The following is a 20,352-nucleotide window of genomic DNA, read 5'->3' as shown; positions in this document are numbered from 1 at the left end:
AAAAGGCCTTGTCTAAAAATATTTGTGGGCGTAGATTTTAAATGGGCTACGCGCAGACACGCAAAACACAACAACAAGAGGTGAAGCATGCCCCTATTCCAGACACAGCGCTGGCATCAACCGTGTGGGAGTGAAAAAACCCATGACGGAGCGAGCACAGCAACCTACATAGGCACCTGTTATGGCGCCAGTAGAGTAAAAATAATTAGCCTTAAGCCCTTTCGATGGGATGCCTTATCCAAATCCCGATCGCGGCGGCCCTTAGATTCCCTGCCATTGACTCTGCGCCTCACGCAGATTCGAAACGAAGAAACGAGCGATAAACCAGGTGTAAGCCTCAGCCCGTTTTTTAACGATCGTCATTTGAGCAGTTGCTTTGGCAGCAGCAAGGGGAATGTATGAGCTATTCCGAAAAGCTTGAGTATTCAGCGGGTTCACCGGCTGCAGCTTCAGGTGCAAACCATCGTCTGAAAGGACATTTGGGCACGATGGATATCGTGTTCACCGTATTGGCATACAACGCACCACTTACGATCATCATCGGGTTGATCCCCGTTATTATCGGGGCTGGCAACGGCCTAGGTGCCCCCCTGACGTACCTGGCTGCAGGAGCTCTCATGCTGCTGTTCGCCGTGGGCTTCACAACGATGGCGCGACACGTTCCGAATGCGGGCGCTTACTACGCTTACATCACGGCCGGCCTTGGCCGCCCCCTGGGCTTGGGGAGCGCGTTCATGGCGATCCTGGCTTATACGTTCATGTTGGTGGGCGCCTATCTTTATGCCGGTGTCATCTTTTCTTCCATTTCACTGTCATGGATTGGAATAGAGAGCCTGCCTTGGTGGCAATGGACACTGGTACTTGCGCTGCTGGTGGGGATTCTCGGACATTTCCGAATTAGCCTATCAGCGAAGGTCTTGACTGCCGCCTTGATATTGGAAGTCATTGTAGTGTTCGCGTGGGAGGCGAGCGTGGTGAGCAAGGGTGGCGCAAATGGCATTGGCTTTGAGTGGCTAACCCCAAGCGCCATTACATCTGGTTCGATTGGTCTTGCTGTCCTTTTTGGCGTGACCTGTTTTGCTGGATTCGAGGCAACTGCCGTTTTTCGCGAAGAGGCTCGCGACCCGGAGAAAACAGTTCCGCGCGCCACCTACATCGCAATCATCGTAATGACGCTAATCTTCGCTTCCGGTACCACCGCGTTCATCTGGGCACTAGGGCCAGAGCAAGCACTTCAAAAATCAACCAACGATCCTTCGAACGCTGGCTTGCTGGCTATTGAGATGTACCTGGGTCGCGTGGGTGTCGATATCGTTCATACGCTGATGGCCACCAGCATTTTCGCGTGTGTTTTGGCCATTCATAATATCTTGGGTCGCTACATCTACTCATTAAGCGTCGATGGCGTATTCCCAAAGATATTTTCCAATGTACACCCGCGTCATGGCTCTCCTTATAAAGCGTCGGCAACAGTTTTATTGATTACGCTGGCTAGCGTTGTAGCTGTCGTCATCGCGCAGATAGAACCCTATGGGGGGTATGCATCATTGGTCGGGATTGCGGGCTATACCCTCTTGATCCTGCAAATCTTAACGACTGTGGCCGTGTTGGTATTTTTCAAGAAAGTCGATCACACGGCGTCCAAATGGCAGTCCGTGATTGCGCCAGTACTGGCATTGCTTGGCCTGCTGGTCACTGCTTGGCTGGCCACAGCCAATATCGGTCTTCTCACTGGTAGCGAGCAGACAGCAATGATCCTCCTAGCATTTTTGTTCGGCGCGCTGATCGTCGGGTCAATCTACGCAGTGAGACTGAAATCTTCGAAACCAAGCGTTTACCACGTGATTGGTCGTCAAGAAATCTGAATTTAGGCATGCCAGCTGAGCCGTTGGCATGTTTATTTAGCAAGCGTTTTAAGGGGAATGAAGTGAGCAATACTAGAAAATTTTATATTGATGGCGCCTGGGTGGCCCCGACGGACTCAAGTTTTCTGGATGTGATAAATCCATCCACTGAAGCGCCATTCGACCAGATCGCCATGGGTAATACAGCTGATGTTGATAAGGCTGTTGCTGCAGCCAAGGCGGCCTTTGGCGAGTTTTCAGAGACCTCGGTATCGAATCGAATCCAGCTGCTGCAAAGAATATTGAAGGGCTTCAACGAGCGAAGGGAGGAAGTAGCCCAAATCATGACAAGGGAGATGGGGGCTCCCATCACCTTCGCACGTGATGCACAGACCTACACTTGTTTCGCGCATATCGAAGCGATGATCAAGATCCTGGAAAACTACTCATTTGAGGAACGGCAGGGAACTACTCAGATTGCTAAAGAGGCTATTGGAGTAGTCGCTTTGATTACCCCCTGGAACTGGCCTCTGAACCAGGTTATTTGCAAGGTGATTCCTGCCATAGCCGCAGGCTGCACCATTGTGCTCAAACCAAGCGAAATTGCACCTCTGGATGCGATCATATTTGCGGAGATTCTACATGACGCTGGGCTGCCTAAAGGTGTGTTCAATCTAGTGAATGGCGATGGGCCGACCGTCGGAGAAGCGCTGTCCCGACATCCTGACGTCGACATGATTTCGTTCACGGGCTCCACAAGAGCGGGAATTCTGGTGGCCAAAGCCGCTGCTGACACCGTCAAACGGGTCACGCAAGAGCTTGGTGGAAAATCCGCAAATATTGTCTTGGATGATGCCGATCTAGAAACCGCTGTTTCCACAGGCGTGAGCATCTGCATGTCCAACAGCGGGCAGTCGTGTGACGCACCTACTCATATGCTGGTGCCGAGCGCTGTTTATGAACAGGCGCTGGACATAGCCGCAAGGACTGCCAACGCATTGAACGTTGGTGATCCTCAGGATGAGTCAGTCGAGTTGGGGCCTCTGGCGAGCGAAATGCAGTTCAACAAGGTACAAACGCTGATTCAAGCAGGGATAGATGAAGGCGCACGACTGGTAGCTGGCGGTGTAGGTAGGCCAAAAGGCTTTACGAAAGGCTATTTCGCCAGACCAACTATTTTTGCCGATGCTAAACCGTCGATGGCTATTCTTCGAGAGGAGATCTTTGGGCCTGTATTAGTCATTTCTGCGTACCATACCGAAGAGGAAGCCCTCGCCATCGCTAATAGCAGTCACTATGGCTTGGCAGGTTACGTTCAATCCGCCGATACCGATCGTGCTCGCTCGGTGGCTCGCAAAATGCGCGCCGGCTCGGTTTTCATAAACTACCCGGACTGGGATGTCATGGCTCCCTTTGGAGGCTATAAGCAATCTGGAAATGGCCGGGAGGGCGGCCCGCACGCGCTGTCTGAGTACTTGGAGATTAAGGCAACGGTGGGCTATTACAGCTAGGCGCCATAAGACTTAGGCTGTGGCTTGAGGCCGTGGTCTCGGCCCGGACGTATTCCGGGTCGCATAGGTCGTTCATGACCGATAGAATGGGGAGTAATCATTTGTCCCATAGGACGCTCATGACTCTCGGTTCAGATCTCCCCCAGGGAGTGACCATGTTTTCGCTGCGACCTCAGCACCTTACTGGGGTGAGCTCAGTGGTGACGCGCTTACGCACGGCCATCGATCTCGGTTTTTTTGAAGACGGGGAAATGCTTCCCAAGGAAGCAGTGTTGGCCAGAGAGCTCCATGTCACGGCTTTCACTCTTCGCGAGGCTTTAGCTGAGCTCCGGTCGGAAGGCCTAGTCGATACAAAGCCTGGACGCGGCGGCGGTACTTTCGTGCAGCACACATCCCGGGTGGCTCACGACAAAGCGGAAATTCGATTGAGGGAGTTATCTGCCACGGCTTTAAGAGACCTATCTGATTGGAAAGCAATGCTTCTGGGTGAGGCGGCCGAGCTGGCAGCTAGCCGCGCTTCACCGTCAAATATTGCTCGCCTTGAGGAATACAGCAGTCGTGTACTCAGTGCCACCAGTGCAATCTCAGCCTGCCGTGCACACGCAAGATTCGACATCGAGCTAGCAGCAGCAGCTCAGTCAGTGAGACTAAGTTCCGCGGCGCTTCATACCTACGAAGAGTACAGCTGGTTGCTCGCGTTGGCCCACGAAGACCAAGGGTATACAGAAGAGTGCGCACAGACGCTTGCAGCGGTAACCAAGATGGTGGGCCAAAGGTCGGTGCATGGCGCGGGTGCACTAGCTCGTGACAGAACGCGGATATCCTTCGAATCCTTGGCAAAGAAACGGCTGAGCTTGATTGCGTCAAGATCACACCAACGTGCACTTCGAGGTCATATCGTTGAATGAATTTCTTAAACAGGCCGCCTGCTCTGCATTTGAAAAAGTCTTCGATGAGTTACGCCTGATCAGTAGCCAATTCACCCAAGTGATCGAAGACAAGTCGACTCACAGCGGCAAGGTCATGGAATCTCATGTAAAGCAGATGCGACCAACCCTCGTGAGGGCTCTAATGCGTTTGGACGGTTCTGCATTTTCTTTAGGTATCATTCTGGACGAAAACGTCATTCCAGGAACAGATTATGCGCTCAGTTGGCTAGAGCTCTCCACTGATGGAAGCATCCAAGAAGATTCTAATAGCCGCTATCCCTGGCGTGGTAATTTCTATGAGTACTCCAAAGCTGAATGGATGAATCTTCCGCGAATCAATCGGGAGCCCGTGGTTGTTGGGCCCTATGTCGACTTTGATAAGTACCTGCTCACGCTAGCCGTTCCGATTATTGTATCTGATCAATTCATCGGCGTAGCAGCTGCGGACGTAAGACTGGATGACTTCGAACGCTCAGTGGCTTATCCCCTTTCAAGATTCGAGCTACCTTGCATGATAGTCAACTCTGAGGGTCGAGTCGTCGTGTCAAACACGACATCCCACCCTGTTGGATCAATCAATGACGCCTATAAAACCTTAGGTACACCCATCCAGCTATGCGGATGGAGAATTATTCACATCGAAGCACCCTGATAACCTGAACGCTGACAAATAACCTATCGAAATTTTTCGATACCCCAAAAGAATGCGACGCACATTGCGTTGTTACTCTAAAACAAGCGTAGCTTCAATTCACCTAATGCCCGCACTACCCTTCTGTTCGAATCGAAAGCATGCGAGGCTGTAACGAGGAATTACCCACCCTACGCCAAAAAAATTACATCGTTTCATTAAAAGCAATAACGAATCTGTTTGCCATTCTTTTTAGAAGTTCTACGGACTGTTGAAGCTCATCGCTTCCAACCGTTCGGTTGCTGAGAATACCCTCTAGGCTGGCCAAGATAATTTTGGCAGTGAACCTAAGCTCAGGGCAGTCGAACGACTTCGTCGCATGCCCATGCGCGATTATTCGCCACAAATCATTGACCCGTTTATCTCTCAGTGAACGCAGAGTCGCCTTTGAGCTTTCGGGGAGCGCCAGCAGTTCTTGGTTTGCCAAGTAGTGCCTTTGCCGAGCAGACACGCCATATTCCACGTAAGCAGTAACAAAAGCATCTAATTCTGTCATGGCCGTACGTGCACATTTGACTCGTACTGATGCTGCCTCCTGCAAACCTATCTCATACCCCTCTATTAGCTGGAACAATAAGCGCTCTTTACCTCCTGTAAGTTTATGCATCGAACCTACAGGGATATCGGCTGCAAAAGCGATGTCCTTAAGACTGACCGCAAAGAATCCTTTTTCAAGAAACAGCCTGGTCGCCACTTCATGCATTCGACCAACATCGTAGGTGCGTATGGACGATCCAATGTCGCTCAGCTCTTCAATCCTAGGCCGGTCTTTCATCAGCATCCCCATTTACAAGCCGAATGCTGCGCATGTGCAGACCAAGCGCAGCCTATAGCTACAATAATACCCTATGGTCACTTTATCAGACCATAAGGTATTTTAGGGCGTAGGAAAACTCCTTCGCAGGCAGCTGGCTGGGATGCTGACGCCGTCATATCAGCTTGCTGGCACCCAGTAGACATGGCAGGAAAATTAACTGCAGCTTATCGGAGCAGCGCCAGCCATCGGCTTCACTAGCGCAAAACACCCTACGACATGTGTTGACGGTGGCTCAGCACTGCCCTGCTCAGGTGGAGATGGCTAAACGTCTGATGAGCCGTCCGCGAAGGCCGCGGCCGCTTCTCAGCCGACTGACCAACCGGTCATTCTTTCTAACTGACCCGCTAGACAAAAAAACAGACCTACAATACGATGGATGCACACCGGCCCAATGGCGCCGCCGCCATATCGCTTTAAGGACATCAACATGAGCACAGAACAAAATCGCTATTGGCAGACATCAGTAAGTGACGTCGAAAACAACACCGTCTACATCCGCGGTTATGATCTGAGTGATTTGATCGGCAAGCTGAGCTTTCCAGAAGCAACGTTTTTGCTCATTAGGGGTCGACTGCCGTCAGCAGGTGAAGCAAAAATGATCGATGGGGTTCTGTGCTCTGTACTGGATTACGCTCTGAAGAAGCCTGGCACAGCCGCCGCGCGCTACTGCGTGTCCAGCAATCCTTCTATGGTCGCCGGCCTTGCTACGGCGGTGTTATCAGCTGGAGAGTACTCGCTGGCACCCGATCAGACTGGCCATTTTCTCAACCAGACACTTTCTGACGCACGAAGCGCTGCAAGTCTTGATGAGGCTGCTAGTACATTAGTCGAGGGCATGCGAGCTCGAAAAGAACGAGTTCCAGGCCTGGGTCATCCGGCTTTTCGCTTCACAGATCCTCGCGCTCAGCAGTTGAAAACATTGGCATTGGAGTGTGGTGTTTGGGGTGATGTGTGTGAATGGTATGAGGCCATTCACAAGGCGTTCACTACCCAAGCAAATAAGCCTGAAATCGTTATCAATGAAGTAGGCATGATGGGCGCTATTTTGGCCCAGATGGGCTTTACGCCTGCTGAAATGACTGGTCTAGCCGTGATTTCTACCATGCCAGGTGTTGTCGCGCACATCTCAGAAGAAATGCAGAGCAAAGTCCGCATCCGGGTCATTCCAGATGAAAACGTTGATTACTCCCGTGACCGCCGCTCGTTTGCTGAGGACTACTCAGACAGTTGATTTACCAGTTTCGGTTCCTCTGTTTCTGACGATTTTGTCAGCCGCCCGTGAGATTGCTACTTCCCGGGCGGATTATTTTGACTCGACGCTCGTCGCCCAAGGTAAACATGGCCGCAATCTTTGAAGACGCTCTGACCAATGGCACTGAAGCCCGAAAATCGGATACAGGGAAGGCAGTGAAGGAGGCGGCTCTTGAGCTGTTTTCAATACACGGCTATCCCTCCGTAAGTCTTCGTCAGCTTGCAGAATCAGTAGGGATCCAAGTGGGATCGCTCTATAACCACATGGAAAACAAACAGGAGCTCCTCTTTGAACTCATTGAGGAAGCTGAGCATGTACTTCTGAGCGCAATCCGGCCTCCAAAACGGAGCAAGAAGATTGCCATTAAGCTGCTGGAATGCTACGTGCAGTGCCACCTGCGTTTCATTTATGAAAATCGCTGTCACCATGCCCTAGCAACGCGCGATTCGGGATATCTTTCGCAACAACAGCTCGAAATTATATTAACTATCCGCAATAAGCAGGCAGCAGTCCTACAGGAGATTCTAACCTTGGGCAACTCGCAGGACACGTTTAGCGTTAGCGATGTAAAGCTTACGACAGGAGCCATTCGCGCCTTATTAGAAGGTGTCTTCCAGCAGCTGGACTACTGCAATATTAATTATGCGTATGCTAAAGATAAAATTGCATCGCTGATCCTATGCGTTGTTGGTTATAAGAAGTAATAGCACTAAAAAATAAGATGTCTGGATGTGTCACTGTTCTACTTGGCTTCAAAGCTCTGCCTAACTAATAATATCTTCGGAGAATCAAAATGGTAAGCAAAAGTACTGCAGTAAAACTCGGTGTTGTCGTGATCGCGGGCGTGATCAACCTTGTTCCGTCCATCGCCTCCGCCGAGGAATGCAAACCAGCAGACAAATTTTCGACGCTGGAGCCAGGCGTTTTGAAGGTCACATCAGCGGTCGTACCTCCCTACATCGTTCAAGCTCAAGATGGCAAAACCGCAGCCGGCGTTGACGCTTTCGTCATGGAGGCTTTCGCCAAGGCCAATTGCCTGGAAGTCCAACACCAGTTCACCGATTCGGCAGCGGCTATCCAGTACGTTGTCGCAGGCCGTTCAGACGTTGCCGTCGGCGCGTGGTACCGCACTGCTGAACGTGCGAAGGTACTAGGTGTCAGCGCACCCGTATACCTAGAACAAACAGCGATCTACTCGCGCGAGGGACTTACCCAGTTCTCTCAGCTCAAAGGACAGAAAGTAGGAACCGTGCAGGGCTACCTGTGGGTGCCTGAGCTGAAGAAAATGTATGGCTCGGATCTGAATCTCTACCCTACTGCCGTTGCACTTGCGCAAGACTTGAGCAGTGGGCGTATCAGCGCGGCAGTCAATACGTATTCCATAGGTGTGGAAACGCAGAAGCAAGGTGGAATGCCTAAGGACATACAGGTCAAGGTCGCGACCCCAGACCCGGCGGTCAAGTCCTCCATCGAACCCGCACAAACCGCTTATCTGTACAAAAAAAGTAACCAGGAATTGGGGCAGGCCATGGATCGGTTCATCAAGGAACTGCAAGATAATGGTTCGCTGGGAAAAGAGCTGCAAAAAGCAGGGCTGGATGCAAGCGCCGCGACCCCTGGTACGCCACGTTATGCTGATCAATAAGTCCTAACCTGATGCGCCTTCATGGGAGGGCGCATGCCGGCTGCTTCTGTTACTTCAAATATCCCTTCGACATGATGCTGCAGTAATAGCCAGCAATTTGCTCAGCTGTATGACTACCATTGTCGTTGAACCAAGTATGAGACCAGTTGCACATGCCTAGAAATCCCGACACAGCAATATGTGACGGAATATCGACAAATACCCCCTCCTTGACGCCCTCCTGATAGACCTTCTCAATTGAGGCGTCGTATTCGCGCTTACGCTTGCGCATCAGATTTTGCTGCTCTGGTTCCAGCTCACTTTCGTCTCGAAAGTAGATGGCAGTCCAATGTTTACGCTTCATTACCTGAAGAGCATGCTGATAAAGAATCTCGCGCAGAGTCTCAGTGGGCGATTGAGACTTCCCAATCACTTCGTCTATAGACTGCTGATAACTTTCATACATTCTATTAAATATCTGCCACAGTATCTCGTTTTTATTCTTGAAGTAATAATAAACAACTGACTTCGTGTACCCCAGTCCAGCAGCGATGTCGTTGATGGTTATGGCGCGAAAACCTTTGTCAGCAAAAAGAATGGCGGCAGTGGACAAGATTTCATCTTGAACATAGGCCTGTTTTTTTAGCTTTAGCTGGTCACGAAGATCGATAGTCACAGTGTCACCTTGATAAATTTTATTGCTGCTTAGAAATTGCAGCATTTGCATTGAGACGGATGGCGTCCGGTATACTCATAGCTTCACGCTCGGCCAAATTAAAGTACACGGAGGTCATTTCAATATCAGCGCAAATACTGCCTTCGATGTTGAGCAAATCATGATGGGTAACCAATGAGCTGTTCCCTACTCGAACAGCTCTACTGCGTACACTGAACAGATCACCGACTTTCAACTCGCTTGAATAATTGATAACGTACTTGACGTCTGCCCACCCTTCGCCTTTTGTGTTGCGCCAGGCAGGGTTGTAACCCAACGCAGAAATGAAATGCCAAAACGCTTGATCGAATGCAGCGACGTAGTACTGCACTGTCATATGCCCCATGGCGTCTGTTTGTGCGGGGTAGACGACTCCACGATATGTATGTTCCACCTAAACCTCTTGGTAAACCCTGGACAGACGTTAGAAATATTCCCGCGGGCGTGATTTTCGCATTGTCTTTTTTTTGGACTAACGAGTCAAATTAATCTTCCCAGAGGGCGTTTTTGATCTTGATACACCGACCGTGTACCAAAAAAAAACCCCATGCGCGAGTCAGCGCTCGGCATGGGGAACTCTACGGTCGGATCTCAGAAGTCGCCGAGAATGACCCTAGATGCGTTGTAGCCGGGTACTCCCGTGACGCCACCACCTGGATGCGTTGAAGCGCCACACATGTAGAGCCCGTCAACAGGCGATTTGTAATCCGCGTACTGCGCGATTGGACGGCGGAAAAAAATCTGATCAATACTTAGCTCGCCATGGTGAACATGACCGTCTGTCATGCCAAACATCTTCTCAATGTCGATGGGCGTAAGTACCTGCTTATGCACCACCAACTCACGAAAACCAGGCGCATAACGTTCGATCTGCGCAACGACACGATCAAACAGCTCCTCCTTGGTGACCTCATCCCAGGCACGCCCGTCCTTAAGACTGTATGGAACGTGTCCACCAAGCAAACTAAGCGTGTGCATGCCTTCAGGGGCGCACGTCGGATCAAACGCGCTTGGGGTAAGGATCCACATGTAGGGATGCTGAGCGATTCGCCCATGCTGGCCAGACTCGAACGCCTCTTGGAGCTCGGTAAGATTCTCAGCGATCGTAATTGAACCGGGCACCTGCAGGTCTTTCCCAACCAAGCAATTCCACTTTGGCAAGCCGGATAACGCCATATTGATCTTGAAGGTTGTCGATTGTGTCCTGATCCGCTTGACGCGAGCAATCACCTCAGCTGGAACATGCTCCGGTTTCAGCAAATGAAGAAATAGCGTTTTGGCGTTTGCGTTGGCTACTACCTTCTTGGCCCGAACCATCTCCCCGCTTTCAAGCAAGACACCTGAAGCGCGTCCGTTCTCAACGACAATCTCTTTCACGGGGGCATTGCATCGAAGGTCTACGCCTAAATCTCGGCAACTTAGCTCAAGCGCCTTTGCGATGGCACCCATGCCTCCTTGCACGAGCCCACCTGGGCCTGCGGCGGTATCGCTTTCACGGAGATAAGGTCGTGCGAGTACATAGGCAGAACCTGGGCTCATAGGGCCGATATTGCCGCCGCTGCCAGACGCGTAGCAACCAAATACCGTAAGCACCTGAGGGTTCGAGAACCACCGCTTTAGGTAATCATGACAGCTCATCGTGAGCAGATCCCATATGTCATAAAACATAGGGCCGGCCTTACGCATGCGCCAAACTAAACCAGCGGTTTTCGTGAGATCCTTGACCTTACCCGTAGTGAAATCCACTGGCACCTCGAAAATCAGTTCTCGGAGATGAGCCACTAGCTTACGCATGTGTGCGGTAAATTCAGGATAGGCATCCGCATCTTCTTGCGAGTACTTGCGCAGTTCGTCGCTCATACGCGACTCCTCTGGCCAATACGTTACAGATGTGCCATCCAAGAACGGATGTATGGCTGGATTGATATCAAGAACCTTGACCCCGTACTTCATAAGATTCAGGTCAATCATAATCTTGGGTTGAAGCAGAGACATCCAATAGGACGCCACGGACAAATGAAATCCTGGCCAAAGCTCTTCAGTGACAGCGGCCCCGCCCAGGATATGACGACGTTCCAGAACACAAACTCTTTTTCCAGCTTTGGCGAGGTATGCTGCACACACCAAACCGTTGTGTCCGCCGCCAACTATTACTGCATCGTACTCGGCCATTACCATTCTCGCTTGAGCAGAATTTAACGAGGGATCAGAGCCACGCCTTCGATCTCGATCTTGATGGCAGGGTCATAAAGCCCTGCAACGGTGACGAGTGCATTGGCGGGCGGGCAATCCATATTCACAAAGGAGTTTCGAACTTTCTTGAAGGCAGCCAGGCTTTCAGGGCTTGGATCCGTAATGTAGGTCGTCATTTTGGCCAATGCCTCGAACCCCACACCGGCCGCTGCCAGGGTCTTACCCATATTTTCGAAAGCAGCTTGAACCTGAGCTTCGAAACCGCCTGTTACCGGCTCACCTGCCTCGTCGGTGCCGACATGGCCAGACAAGAACAACAACGTACCTTCACTTACCAACGTGCCCATCGACACGCCTGGATAACCACTGCCTGCATTGATGCCTTTGATCATGCTGTTCACTCCTGGTTGGGGGATGGATGAGAGAAAAATTACCATCATCCAAAAAAACTGACCGCTGGGTATCCAATTTATACGGTGAGTCGCTATGATGCAAGGGTCGATCAGGCTGATGTCACGGCACGCGTGGCGGGATGAGCTGGCTGCTGTTTTGGTACGCAGCAGGCCCTTGACTCTGCCAAAGATTTCCGCATACTGACCCGGCGGTCTAATTTTTAATACGGTCGGTATGCTGAGCTATTCAGCTCTCCACCCCGTTTGGAGAAATGGTCATGGGCGTCAGAATCAACTTCATCAATCCTTTCGGAACGCCGGCGTACAACGGGCTGATCACCGAGACTCTTGAGCCCTACTTGAACGAGGGGAATGAGCTGGTTGTCACCAACGTGGAAAACTGCCCAGAAAATTGCGATTGGTGGTATCCAAAACACCTTACTGAAGAAGTGCTTTTCGAGTGCATCATCGATGCTGAAAAGAAAGGTTTCGACGCAGTCATCGTGGGCTGCTGTAACGATCCAGGTGTCCGAGCCGCGCGAGAGCTCGTTGACATCCCTGTAGTCGGAACTCTGGAAGCAACCATGCAGCACGCTTCCTATTTCGGCCATGATTACCTACTGGTAACCGACCACCGCAAATCTGCAGCGTACATGCGTGACTTGGTACGTCTCTACGGCCAGAGCGAACAATGTAAGGACGTGCGTTACATCAATTGGTACATCACCGACATGATCAATGATTATGAAGGTGTAGCCAAGGATGCCTTGGCCGCATCGACAAAGGCTATGGAGGACGGAGGCGTTGAGTCGGTAATTCTGGCGTGCACTATCATCTCGGCATGCACTGAAAAATGGCTCCTGACAAGTGGGGAGCCACGCAATACGACTATCTTGAACCCTAATACTTTTGCACTGAAGATGGCTGAGTCATTAGGCTTACTTCACCAAAAAGGCGCATACGGTATTAGTCGAGTGGGCTACTACGAAAAAATGCAGCAACGCCGTCCAGAAGAATTCGTTCAAGTCCGCGAAAAGTATGGCCGCTCTACGCGCTTTAAATAACTTTAAATAATTAGAAACAGCAGCCTGGGGGATCGCCATGCTTCATGGTTGTCTTCAGATTAGCTTCGTATCAGCGTATTACCGCTCTAGAGGTTATTACAGTGAGCCGACATACCGATTTTACTGATATCGAAAACGATATCATCGACACCGTGACCAAATACATCGCTCGTGAGGTTCGCCCGCACGCACATGAGATGGAGCGCAGCAAGACTTTCCCTACCGAAATGTTGGCAGCGATGAAGGAAATGGGCTTGTTCGGTTTGTCCATCCCTGAAGAGTACGGCGGATTTCAGCTGCGGCTTCCTGTCTTTGCGGTAGTCATGGAGACGATTGCAGCGGGTTGGACGACGCTCGCAGCTTACATCAATAGTCACTGCACTGTAGCTTACGCAATTGCTAAGTACGGCTCCGAAGAGCAGAAGCAAGCCTATCTTCCATTGATGGCAACTGGTGAGCAGCGTGGCGCTCTTTTGCTAACTGAGCCCGGGGCAGGCTCTGACCTGCAATCTATCAGAACAATTGCCACCCCTACTGAAGATGGATTCAGTATCAGTGGCAGCAAAATCTTCGTCACCAATGGCGCCAAGGCTACGATTCTCTTAACCCTTGCACGTACCAGCTTTGATGAAGGAACCAATAAGCCTCGCTCCAGCCTTTTCTTACTTGATAAAACCCAAGAAGGCGTAAGTGTCACAAGCGAATTTCACAAAATGGCGTATGGCCTAGTTGATACGATGGAAATCGTGTTGGACAAGGTTGTGGCTTCGAAAACCGCTGTGCTGGGTGGTGCTACCGGTAAAGGTATGCGGCACTTGCTCGACGCGTTGGAGGTAGGTCGAATTGCTATCGCTGCGAGCGCAGTGGGTCTTGCTGCAAACGCTTTGAGCGAGGCCAAGCGCTATGCAAGCGACCGCAAGTCATTTGGGGTAGCCATTGATCAGCATCAGGCTGTTCAGCTCAGACTCGCTGAAATGGCAACCAAGCTTGTGGCTGCTCGATTGATGACTGCAGAAGCCGCACGAGCCAAGGAGTCAGGTGAACGCGCCGATATGCTTTCTGGCATGGCAAAGCTTCTAGCTAGCGAGTCTGCTCGGGATATCACTGAAGACGCGTTGAGAATCCATGGTGGCTACGGCTACATCGACGAATTTGTCGTAGAGCGCCTTTACCGGGAAGCGCCTCTATACATCGTCGGTGAGGGTACGAACGACATTCAGAAATTGGTCATCGCCCGCCGCCTGATTGACGAGTCTGAGGCCGACGTTTTGAGGCTTCCCCAATGACCACCGTTTGCCTAACGTTTGATTTCGATGGCGTTGCAATTTGGTTGAGTACTTTTAAGCAGGTATCCCCTACCCCTCTGTCTCGGGGCGAGTTTGGCGCTGAGGTTGGCATGCCACGCCTCCTGGACGTACTGAAACGCCGTGGAGTACCTGCCACGTTTTTTGTGCCAGCACATACGGCAGCTTCGTATCCAGACCTGGTCAAGCGGATCATTACTGAAGGTCATGAGGTTGCTTGTCACGGCTATATCCACGAGTCTCCGGTTGGACTGGAGCTCGCCGAAGAACGCGCGCTCTTATCTAAAAGCATGGACACGCTGCAAGCCGTTACTGGCGTTCGTCCTATAGGCTATCGCTCTCCGGCCTGGGATCTCAGCGCTAACACCATTGATCTCTTGGAGGAACATGGGCTGATCTATGACAGCAGCCTTATGTCCAACGATTTCAATGTCTTCTACGCACGAAAAAATGACGTACTAACTGAAGAGCAGTTCACTCACGGCCCTGAAAGCGCAGTCCTTGAATTCCCAGTGGCTTGGGAGCTCGATGATTACCCTTACTTCCAATTCAATGTTCGACCTTTGAATACTGGTCTAAGGCTACCGAGTGATGTGTTCAAAGCATGGTCTTCTGAATTCGATTATGCCCACTCGGTATCGGGAATATTCACGCTGACGTGTCATCCCGAGATAATTGGTCGCGGCCCTCGCATAACGATGCTGGAACAGCTCATTTCTTACATGCAACAGCCCAATGTCGAGTTCTCGACGATGGGAGCTGCTGCGCAAAAGCTCAACACCAAAGTTCTTAAACAGGAGCAAGACAATGTCTGACACCGCACAAGCAGTTGAACGCGCCGGAATCGGCCAGAACGCTTTGTATTTCGACGAGCTCGAGGTTGGCAAGGAGTGGAATTCTCCCCGCCGCACTATCACAGAAGCCGACATTGTGATGTTCGCCGCTCTGACTGGCGATCACAACCCAGTTCACACTGACGAAGAATTTGCAAAAAACACGGTCTTTGGTGGGCGTATTCTCCATGGCCCAGCGGGCTTTGCGATCGCCACTGGCCTTGAAAGCCGTTTAGGCATCAAGGAAGGCACCGCAATCGCCTTTTTGGGCATGACATGGGATCTGCGCGGCCCTATCAAGATTGGCGATACTATCCATGTTTACCAGCGCGTGGACTCCAAGCGCGAAACCAAAAAACCAGGCGTTGGCATTGTAAACTTCCACGTATCCCTCAGGAACCAGCGAGGCGAGTCGGTTCAGGAAGGTGAGTGGAAAGTGATGATGCATTGCAAGCCTGTTTAAGAACTCGATAAACCCCTCACGCACAAACGCTCCATCCGAGGTTAAGTGTCATGATTTTGAAAAGCATCGAAGCCGTCGCCCACGAAAACCCAGACGCTATGGCGTTGCGGTTTGAAGACAAAGCGTTCACTTATGGCGGTTTGGTGCGTGAGGTGTATCGCATTGCCAACGTACTACGTGCGAGAGGTTTGAGTAACACATCGACGTTGGCCGTATACTGCGAAAACAGTAGCGATATCCTTGTGCTTTATTACGCAATGGCAAAGCTGGGCGGCACCTTCGTGCCCATCAACGCCGGCCTGAGCAGCACTGAAGTTGCTTACATTTTAGAACATGCACACGCAAAGCTTTTGCTTACCGATGAAAAGCTGACCACAAACGCCAATGAGGCGGCAAATGGCTTGGATTGTCAGGTGTATCAGGCGAGGGAGTTCTTTGTTGCCACGCCAGTTCTTGAGACGATCCATGCGGAAGAGGCCCCATCGTCTCACTTCTTGATCATCTACACGTCGGGATCGACTGGCATACCCAAGGCGGTTCTGTTCGACCAAAATGCGGAAACTGCTGGCAATCAGTCCTTGATAGACATGTGGCAGATCAAGCCCGCGGACAAAATGCTAGTAGCCCTACCGCTTGGCTTCCTGTACGGATTATCGACCGCTGCCGCCACTGGGCTCCAAGCCGGTTGCGAAGTTTTAGTGCTGCGGCGCTTTCGACCTCAAGATGTCTTGGAAGCAATCGTCCATCACGGCATCACTGTCTTTCAGGGTGTGCCAACAATGTTCTCCATGATGGTGGAGTACGCAGAGCAAAATTCGCTGCGTGTTGATCTTTCGGGCGTGCGTCTGCTCATTTCAGCAGGAGCTCCCTTGCCGATGGAACTGCGGCAGCGTTTTACCGCAAGATTCGGAGCGGATATCCAAGATTACTACGCGCTTACTGAGGTTCGGCCTGTATTTGGCAAATTCGCAGCCGACCATGATCCTGTGCCCGCTGGAGCTATAGGTAAGGCATCACCAGGAGTTGAAATAAAGGTTGTAAGCAGTTCGGGAGCTGTACTACCAGCCAATGTGACGGGAGAAATTATAGTACGTGCCCCTGCCACAACGTTAGGCTATCTGAACGCTGACGCTCTCACAGAGGCTTCTTTTGCTGATGGTTTTTTCCGTACAGGCGATCTCGGTCATTTTGATACCTGGGGCTACTTCTATCTCACCGGGAGAATCAAAGACATTATCATCCGCGGTGGAGCCAATATTGCCCCAGCAGAGGTTGAGGGAGTTCTTTTAACCCACCAGGATATTCAATCCTGTGGAGTAATAGGGGTAGAAGATCAAAAATTTGGTGAGTTGCCGGTAGCTTTTTATGTCTCACGTACAAATCACCCTGTGAACGCGCAAGCGCTAACTGATCATTGTCGACATGTACTTGCGGACTTTAAAGTTCCGGCACATTTTGTCCACTTGTACGAAATGCCTCTGGGCAACACGGGCAAGATTGACAAGAAGGCATTGTCAAGTTATTGGAAGGGGACACAAAATGTCTAATTCGCTGAAGGTTTCAATCTCGGCTTACACAATAAAGCCTTGTAGCTCTCTCGATGATTTTTTGCAGGATATTGAGAAGAAGGTCAAAGAAGCGCAGTTGGCAGGTAGTGCAGTTCTCGTACTGCCGGAGTTTGTCGGAATGGGTCTACTATGGAGCCATGATGAGGCTGCGACGGTAGACAACACCACAGTTGCAGCATTCTATCGCACTGTTTTTAACCCACTGTACGACGGCTATAAGGTCGGAATGTCTGCACTGGCTCAGCGTCATAATGTCACGATTGTAGGCGCGACCTATTGGCATGAGGTGGATGATAAGGCCTTCAATACAAGCTTTGTATTTAGACCGGATGGCGCTGTTCTAGAGCAGGACAAAATACACCTCACACGCGGTGAAAAAGCGATTAATACCTGTGGTGGTAGTGCGCTGAATGTCTTCGAAATAGAAGGTGTAAAGTGTGGCATGTATGTCTGCTACGACGTGCAATATCCTGAGCTTTCCAGGCATTTAGCGGATCAGGGCGTGGAGGTGATTTTCGTTCCAACGCTTACTGAAACTCGCGGTGCCTGGAGAGAATGGCATAGTGGACACGCCCGCGCGCTGGAAAATCAGATGTACGTTTGCGTTTCTCCTCTGCTTGGGGCGCTGGACATCCCAAATGACTACCGCACAGTTTGCAAAGGGCAAGCGTTTGTAGCATGCCCTATAGATAACAGATTCAAAATAGATGATGGCACATATGCTTCGGCAGAAATGAACACCGAGGCGCTGCTGCACACTGTTCTGGATCTCGATCTTCTTAGGCTGTCTCGCGCAAAAGGAGAGGTTAAACAACTTACAGATCGTCGGCCCGATGTATATGAGAAACTATACCGTTAACTCATTCAGCATCCCGCTTTAGCATGAGCTTTCGGCCAATCATAAAAATAACTATTACTGCTCGACTTTAGACTGCTGTTGTTCAGATCAAGGCGTCCCGGCCCTTTAGAAGCCGGGTTCCAGTCTATTTGTTCGCCATCGGAATACCACCATGAATAGCATGACGACCTCTACCATAAATCTGTCGAAAAAAATAAGCGACCCCAGCGCTGTTTTGTGTATTGAAGGGGTAGGAAAAAAGTTCGGTACAATAAGAGTACTTGAGGACGTTGATTTTTCGCTACGCAGCGGGGAAGTTGTAGCCATAATCGGGCCTAGTGGCTCCGGGAAAAGTACGTTACTGCGTTGTATCAATCAGCTGGAACCGCCTACTGAAGGAATCATTCGGGTTGGGGACGTCGTCATTGACGCTACAAAGACACCCTCCAAGCAGGATCTGGCCAGGCTTCAGAAAAAACTGGGGATGGTGTTTCAATCTTTTAATCTGTTCCCCCACCTCACTGTGCTTGAAAACGTCAGCCTAGCGCAGCGCAAGGTGCTCGGCCGCAGCAAGCGGGAGGCCGATGATCGATCCATGCAGTTGTTGACTCGAGTAGGATTAGCCGCCAAAGCAAGCATTTACCCTAGCCGTTGTTCCGGCGGCCAACAGCAACGGATTGCTATCTCTAGGGCGTTGGCTCTGGATCCAGAAATCATGTTATTCGATGAGCCTACTTCTGCACTTGATCCTGAGGTTGGCTTGGAAGTGTTGGCAGTAATGCGTGAGTTGGCCGACAGCGGCATGACCATGATCGTGGTGACCCATGAGATGCGTTTCGCAGAGCAAGTATCCGATCGTGTGGTCGTCATGGCTGAAGGCCGCATCATTGAGCAAGGCCCTAGCAAGGAGGTTATGCGTAATCCCCAAAACGAGCGTGTGCAAAGATTCCTGACTGCGGTGAGGGATCGCTGATGGACTCCCTGATCTTTATCATGGCATTGCTGAAAGCAGTGCCATGGAGCTTAGCGCTGACCCTTTCTTCATTTTTGCTGGGCGCTCTTCTGGCTATACCTTTGTGCATGATGCGTATCTCAAAGCATGCCACGTTGCGCGCAATTGCTATCAGCCTAACTGTATTCATGAGATCGATTCCTCCAATCGTCTGGTTATTTTTCATATTCTTTTCTTTCAGCGAATACGTAGTTCAACTTAATGCGTTCGTTGCAGCAATGCTAGGCTTGGGTTTAATAACCGCGGCGAACCTCGCTGAGATTTACCGCGGGGCTCTATTGGCTATACCGCACGGGCAGCGTGAAGCGTCGCACGTGCTCGGGCTAGGCTTTCGGGATAGAGCTATGTCAGTTATGGTGCCTCAAGTGTTTCGTTATTCTTTGCCAGCCTGCAGCACGTACGCGATCGGCTTGCTAAAGGACACAGCTATTGCATCTACAATTGGCGTTCCTGAGGTGGCCCAAGTGGCCTACCAGCTCAGCCAGCAGACGTTTAAAGGACTAGAGATTTACGCTCTGGCCGGATGCCTTTATCTTTTAGTTAGCTTCGCGATGGCATGGCTTTCACGCACTGTTGATGCGAACCTTCGCGCTAGGATCGAACGATGAGCGAATTCTTTAGTAACTGGTCTGTATGGCTCCCCGAACTTTTAGAAGGTTATAAATTTAGCCTCCAGATTTGCGCTCTCGCTCTGCTTTGGGGAGTACCAGTTGGCCTTTTTCTAGCGATAGGCACAGATTCTAAGATCAAAATGTTGCGCATATTTTCGATCTGCATAGTGGAGCTCGGACGAGGAGCCCCGGTGTTAATTCTCCTGCAGTTTTTTTATTTCGGCCTTCCCAATGTGCATGTATCGCTGAGCTCTGCGGCAGCATCGATTCTTGCACTTGGTTGGAGTACCGCAGCCTACACAAGCGAGATCATCCGGGGTGGACTCAAAGCTGTTCCGCCTGGTCAACGAGAGGCGGCAGTTACATTAGGTTTAGCGCCTGCGACGGCAATGCGGATCGTGATAGTCCCCCAGGCCATGAGGATTTGCTTACCTCCTCTGCTAGGATTTGCTCTCGTCATGCTGCAGACGACCTCACTGTGCTTCACCATCGCCTTGCCAGAGATTGTTTCGCGAGCCAACGAAATAGGTTCGGCCACATTTCAATACATGTCAGTTCTGATGCTCACAGGGCTGATGTACGCCGCCGTGTGCATACCCGCTACCATCGTCGTATCGCAGATGGAAAGGCGCTTGAGCAGGCATATCTAGTTACACACTAAGAAGATCTTTGAAACCCCTCACCTCTCCAC

General features: G+C 50.9%; 21 protein-coding genes. 16 read left to right on the top strand and 5 right to left on the bottom strand.

Features of this window, described 5'->3' with window-relative positions:
* Positions 1 to 398: 398 nt before the first annotated feature.
* From JOE33_RS00520 to JOE33_RS00505, 4 genes are all read left to right on the top strand, one after another.
* Positions 399 to 1,865, top strand: coding sequence for an APC family permease (locus tag JOE33_RS00520; protein ID WP_025991035.1), 1,467 nt, complete (start codon positions 399 to 401; stop codon positions 1,863 to 1,865).
* A 62-nt stretch (positions 1,866 to 1,927) separates the two neighbouring features.
* A complete protein-coding gene (locus JOE33_RS00515) occupies positions 1,928 to 3,355 on the top strand; it encodes an aldehyde dehydrogenase family protein (protein ID WP_025991034.1) in 1,428 nt (475 codons plus the stop codon).
* A gap of 155 nt (positions 3,356 to 3,510) precedes the next feature.
* Positions 3,511 to 4,263: a GntR family transcriptional regulator gene (locus tag JOE33_RS00510; protein ID WP_010434639.1), complete on the top strand. Its 753-nt coding sequence runs from the start codon at positions 3,511 to 3,513 to the stop codon at positions 4,261 to 4,263.
* Positions 4,256 to 4,936, top strand: a complete 681-nt coding sequence (locus JOE33_RS00505) for a cache domain-containing protein (RefSeq protein ID WP_100069515.1) — start codon at positions 4,256 to 4,258, stop codon at positions 4,934 to 4,936. Before JOE33_RS00510 ends, JOE33_RS00505 begins: the two co-directional genes overlap by 8 nt.
* A 184-nt stretch (positions 4,937 to 5,120) precedes the next feature.
* Here JOE33_RS00505 and JOE33_RS00500 read toward each other — a convergent pair whose 3' ends face one another.
* Entirely contained in the window at positions 5,121 to 5,750 is a 630-nt protein-coding gene (locus tag JOE33_RS00500) for a TetR family transcriptional regulator (protein WP_157769319.1), read from the bottom strand.
* A 469-nt stretch (positions 5,751 to 6,219) separates the two neighbouring features.
* Between JOE33_RS00500 and JOE33_RS00495 the strand changes: the two genes are divergently transcribed.
* The 3 genes from JOE33_RS00495 (at position 6,220) to JOE33_RS00485 (ending at position 8,689) form a co-directional block, all read left to right on the top strand.
* Positions 6,220 to 7,023 (top strand): citryl-CoA lyase, encoded by an 804-nt coding sequence (locus JOE33_RS00495; protein ID WP_209924004.1) that lies wholly within the window; start codon positions 6,220 to 6,222, stop codon positions 7,021 to 7,023.
* A 107-nt stretch (positions 7,024 to 7,130) separates the two neighbouring features.
* Positions 7,131 to 7,748, top strand: coding sequence for a TetR/AcrR family transcriptional regulator (locus JOE33_RS00490; protein WP_010434630.1), 618 nt, complete (start codon positions 7,131 to 7,133; stop codon positions 7,746 to 7,748).
* An 89-nt stretch (positions 7,749 to 7,837) separates the two neighbouring features.
* Entirely contained in the window at positions 7,838 to 8,689 is an 852-nt protein-coding gene (locus tag JOE33_RS00485; protein WP_010434627.1) for a transporter substrate-binding domain-containing protein, read from the top strand.
* A 49-nt stretch (positions 8,690 to 8,738) separates the two neighbouring features.
* On the opposite strand, the gene JOE33_RS00480 is transcribed toward JOE33_RS00485, so the two are convergent.
* The 4 genes from JOE33_RS00480 to JOE33_RS00465 form a co-directional block, all read right to left on the bottom strand.
* Positions 8,739 to 9,344, bottom strand: a complete 606-nt coding sequence (locus JOE33_RS00480) for a TetR/AcrR family transcriptional regulator (protein WP_010434623.1) — start codon at positions 9,342 to 9,344, stop codon at positions 8,739 to 8,741.
* 19 nt (positions 9,345 to 9,363) lie between these two features.
* Positions 9,364 to 9,777 (bottom strand): acyl-CoA thioesterase, encoded by a 414-nt coding sequence (locus JOE33_RS00475; protein ID WP_025991031.1) that lies wholly within the window; start codon positions 9,775 to 9,777, stop codon positions 9,364 to 9,366.
* A 197-nt stretch (positions 9,778 to 9,974) separates the two neighbouring features.
* Positions 9,975 to 11,555, bottom strand: coding sequence for an NAD(P)/FAD-dependent oxidoreductase (locus JOE33_RS00470; RefSeq protein WP_010434619.1), 1,581 nt, complete (start codon positions 11,553 to 11,555; stop codon positions 9,975 to 9,977).
* 23 nt (positions 11,556 to 11,578) lie between these two features.
* Entirely contained in the window at positions 11,579 to 11,968 is a 390-nt protein-coding gene (locus JOE33_RS00465) for a RidA family protein (RefSeq protein ID WP_010434618.1), read from the bottom strand.
* A 278-nt stretch (positions 11,969 to 12,246) separates the two neighbouring features.
* Between JOE33_RS00465 and JOE33_RS00460 the strand changes: the two genes are divergently transcribed.
* From JOE33_RS00460 to JOE33_RS00420, 9 genes are all read left to right on the top strand, one after another.
* Entirely contained in the window at positions 12,247 to 13,032 is a 786-nt protein-coding gene (locus JOE33_RS00460; RefSeq protein WP_010434615.1) for an aspartate/glutamate racemase family protein, read from the top strand.
* Positions 13,033 to 13,133: 101 nt separating this feature from the next.
* Positions 13,134 to 14,318: an acyl-CoA dehydrogenase family protein gene (locus tag JOE33_RS00455; RefSeq protein ID WP_025991030.1), complete on the top strand. Its 1,185-nt coding sequence runs from the start codon at positions 13,134 to 13,136 to the stop codon at positions 14,316 to 14,318.
* On the top strand, positions 14,315 to 15,151 hold the full coding sequence (locus JOE33_RS00450) for a polysaccharide deacetylase (protein ID WP_010434611.1): 837 nt from the start codon (positions 14,315 to 14,317) through the stop codon (positions 15,149 to 15,151). The genes JOE33_RS00455 and JOE33_RS00450 overlap by 4 nt, the downstream gene beginning before the upstream one ends.
* Positions 15,144 to 15,632: a MaoC/PaaZ C-terminal domain-containing protein gene (locus JOE33_RS00445; protein WP_010434604.1), complete on the top strand. Its 489-nt coding sequence runs from the start codon at positions 15,144 to 15,146 to the stop codon at positions 15,630 to 15,632. Before JOE33_RS00450 ends, JOE33_RS00445 begins: the two co-directional genes overlap by 8 nt.
* Before the next feature lie 50 nt (positions 15,633 to 15,682).
* Positions 15,683 to 17,179, top strand: coding sequence for an AMP-binding protein (locus tag JOE33_RS00440; RefSeq protein ID WP_010434600.1), 1,497 nt, complete (start codon positions 15,683 to 15,685; stop codon positions 17,177 to 17,179).
* Positions 17,172 to 18,059, top strand: coding sequence for a nitrilase-related carbon-nitrogen hydrolase (locus JOE33_RS00435; protein ID WP_010434598.1), 888 nt, complete (start codon positions 17,172 to 17,174; stop codon positions 18,057 to 18,059). Before JOE33_RS00440 ends, JOE33_RS00435 begins: the two co-directional genes overlap by 8 nt.
* A 160-nt stretch (positions 18,060 to 18,219) precedes the next feature.
* Positions 18,220 to 19,011, top strand: coding sequence for an amino acid ABC transporter ATP-binding protein (locus JOE33_RS00430; protein ID WP_100069514.1), 792 nt, complete (start codon positions 18,220 to 18,222; stop codon positions 19,009 to 19,011).
* On the top strand, positions 19,011 to 19,658 hold the full coding sequence (locus JOE33_RS00425; RefSeq protein WP_010434592.1) for an amino acid ABC transporter permease: 648 nt from the start codon (positions 19,011 to 19,013) through the stop codon (positions 19,656 to 19,658). The genes JOE33_RS00430 and JOE33_RS00425 overlap by 1 nt, the downstream gene beginning before the upstream one ends.
* Positions 19,655 to 20,311 (top strand): amino acid ABC transporter permease, encoded by a 657-nt coding sequence (locus tag JOE33_RS00420; protein ID WP_010434586.1) that lies wholly within the window; start codon positions 19,655 to 19,657, stop codon positions 20,309 to 20,311. The genes JOE33_RS00425 and JOE33_RS00420 overlap by 4 nt, the downstream gene beginning before the upstream one ends.
* Positions 20,312 to 20,352: the final 41 nt, after the last annotated feature.

The sequence above is a fragment of the Pseudomonas sp. PvP027 genome, from assembly GCF_017833005.1.
In the GTDB taxonomy this organism is placed as follows: Bacteria; Pseudomonadota; Gammaproteobacteria; order Pseudomonadales; family Pseudomonadaceae; genus Aquipseudomonas; species Aquipseudomonas congelans.
Note: the sequence above shows the minus strand (reverse complement) of the source record. Positions and strands in the feature narration are given on the sequence as shown.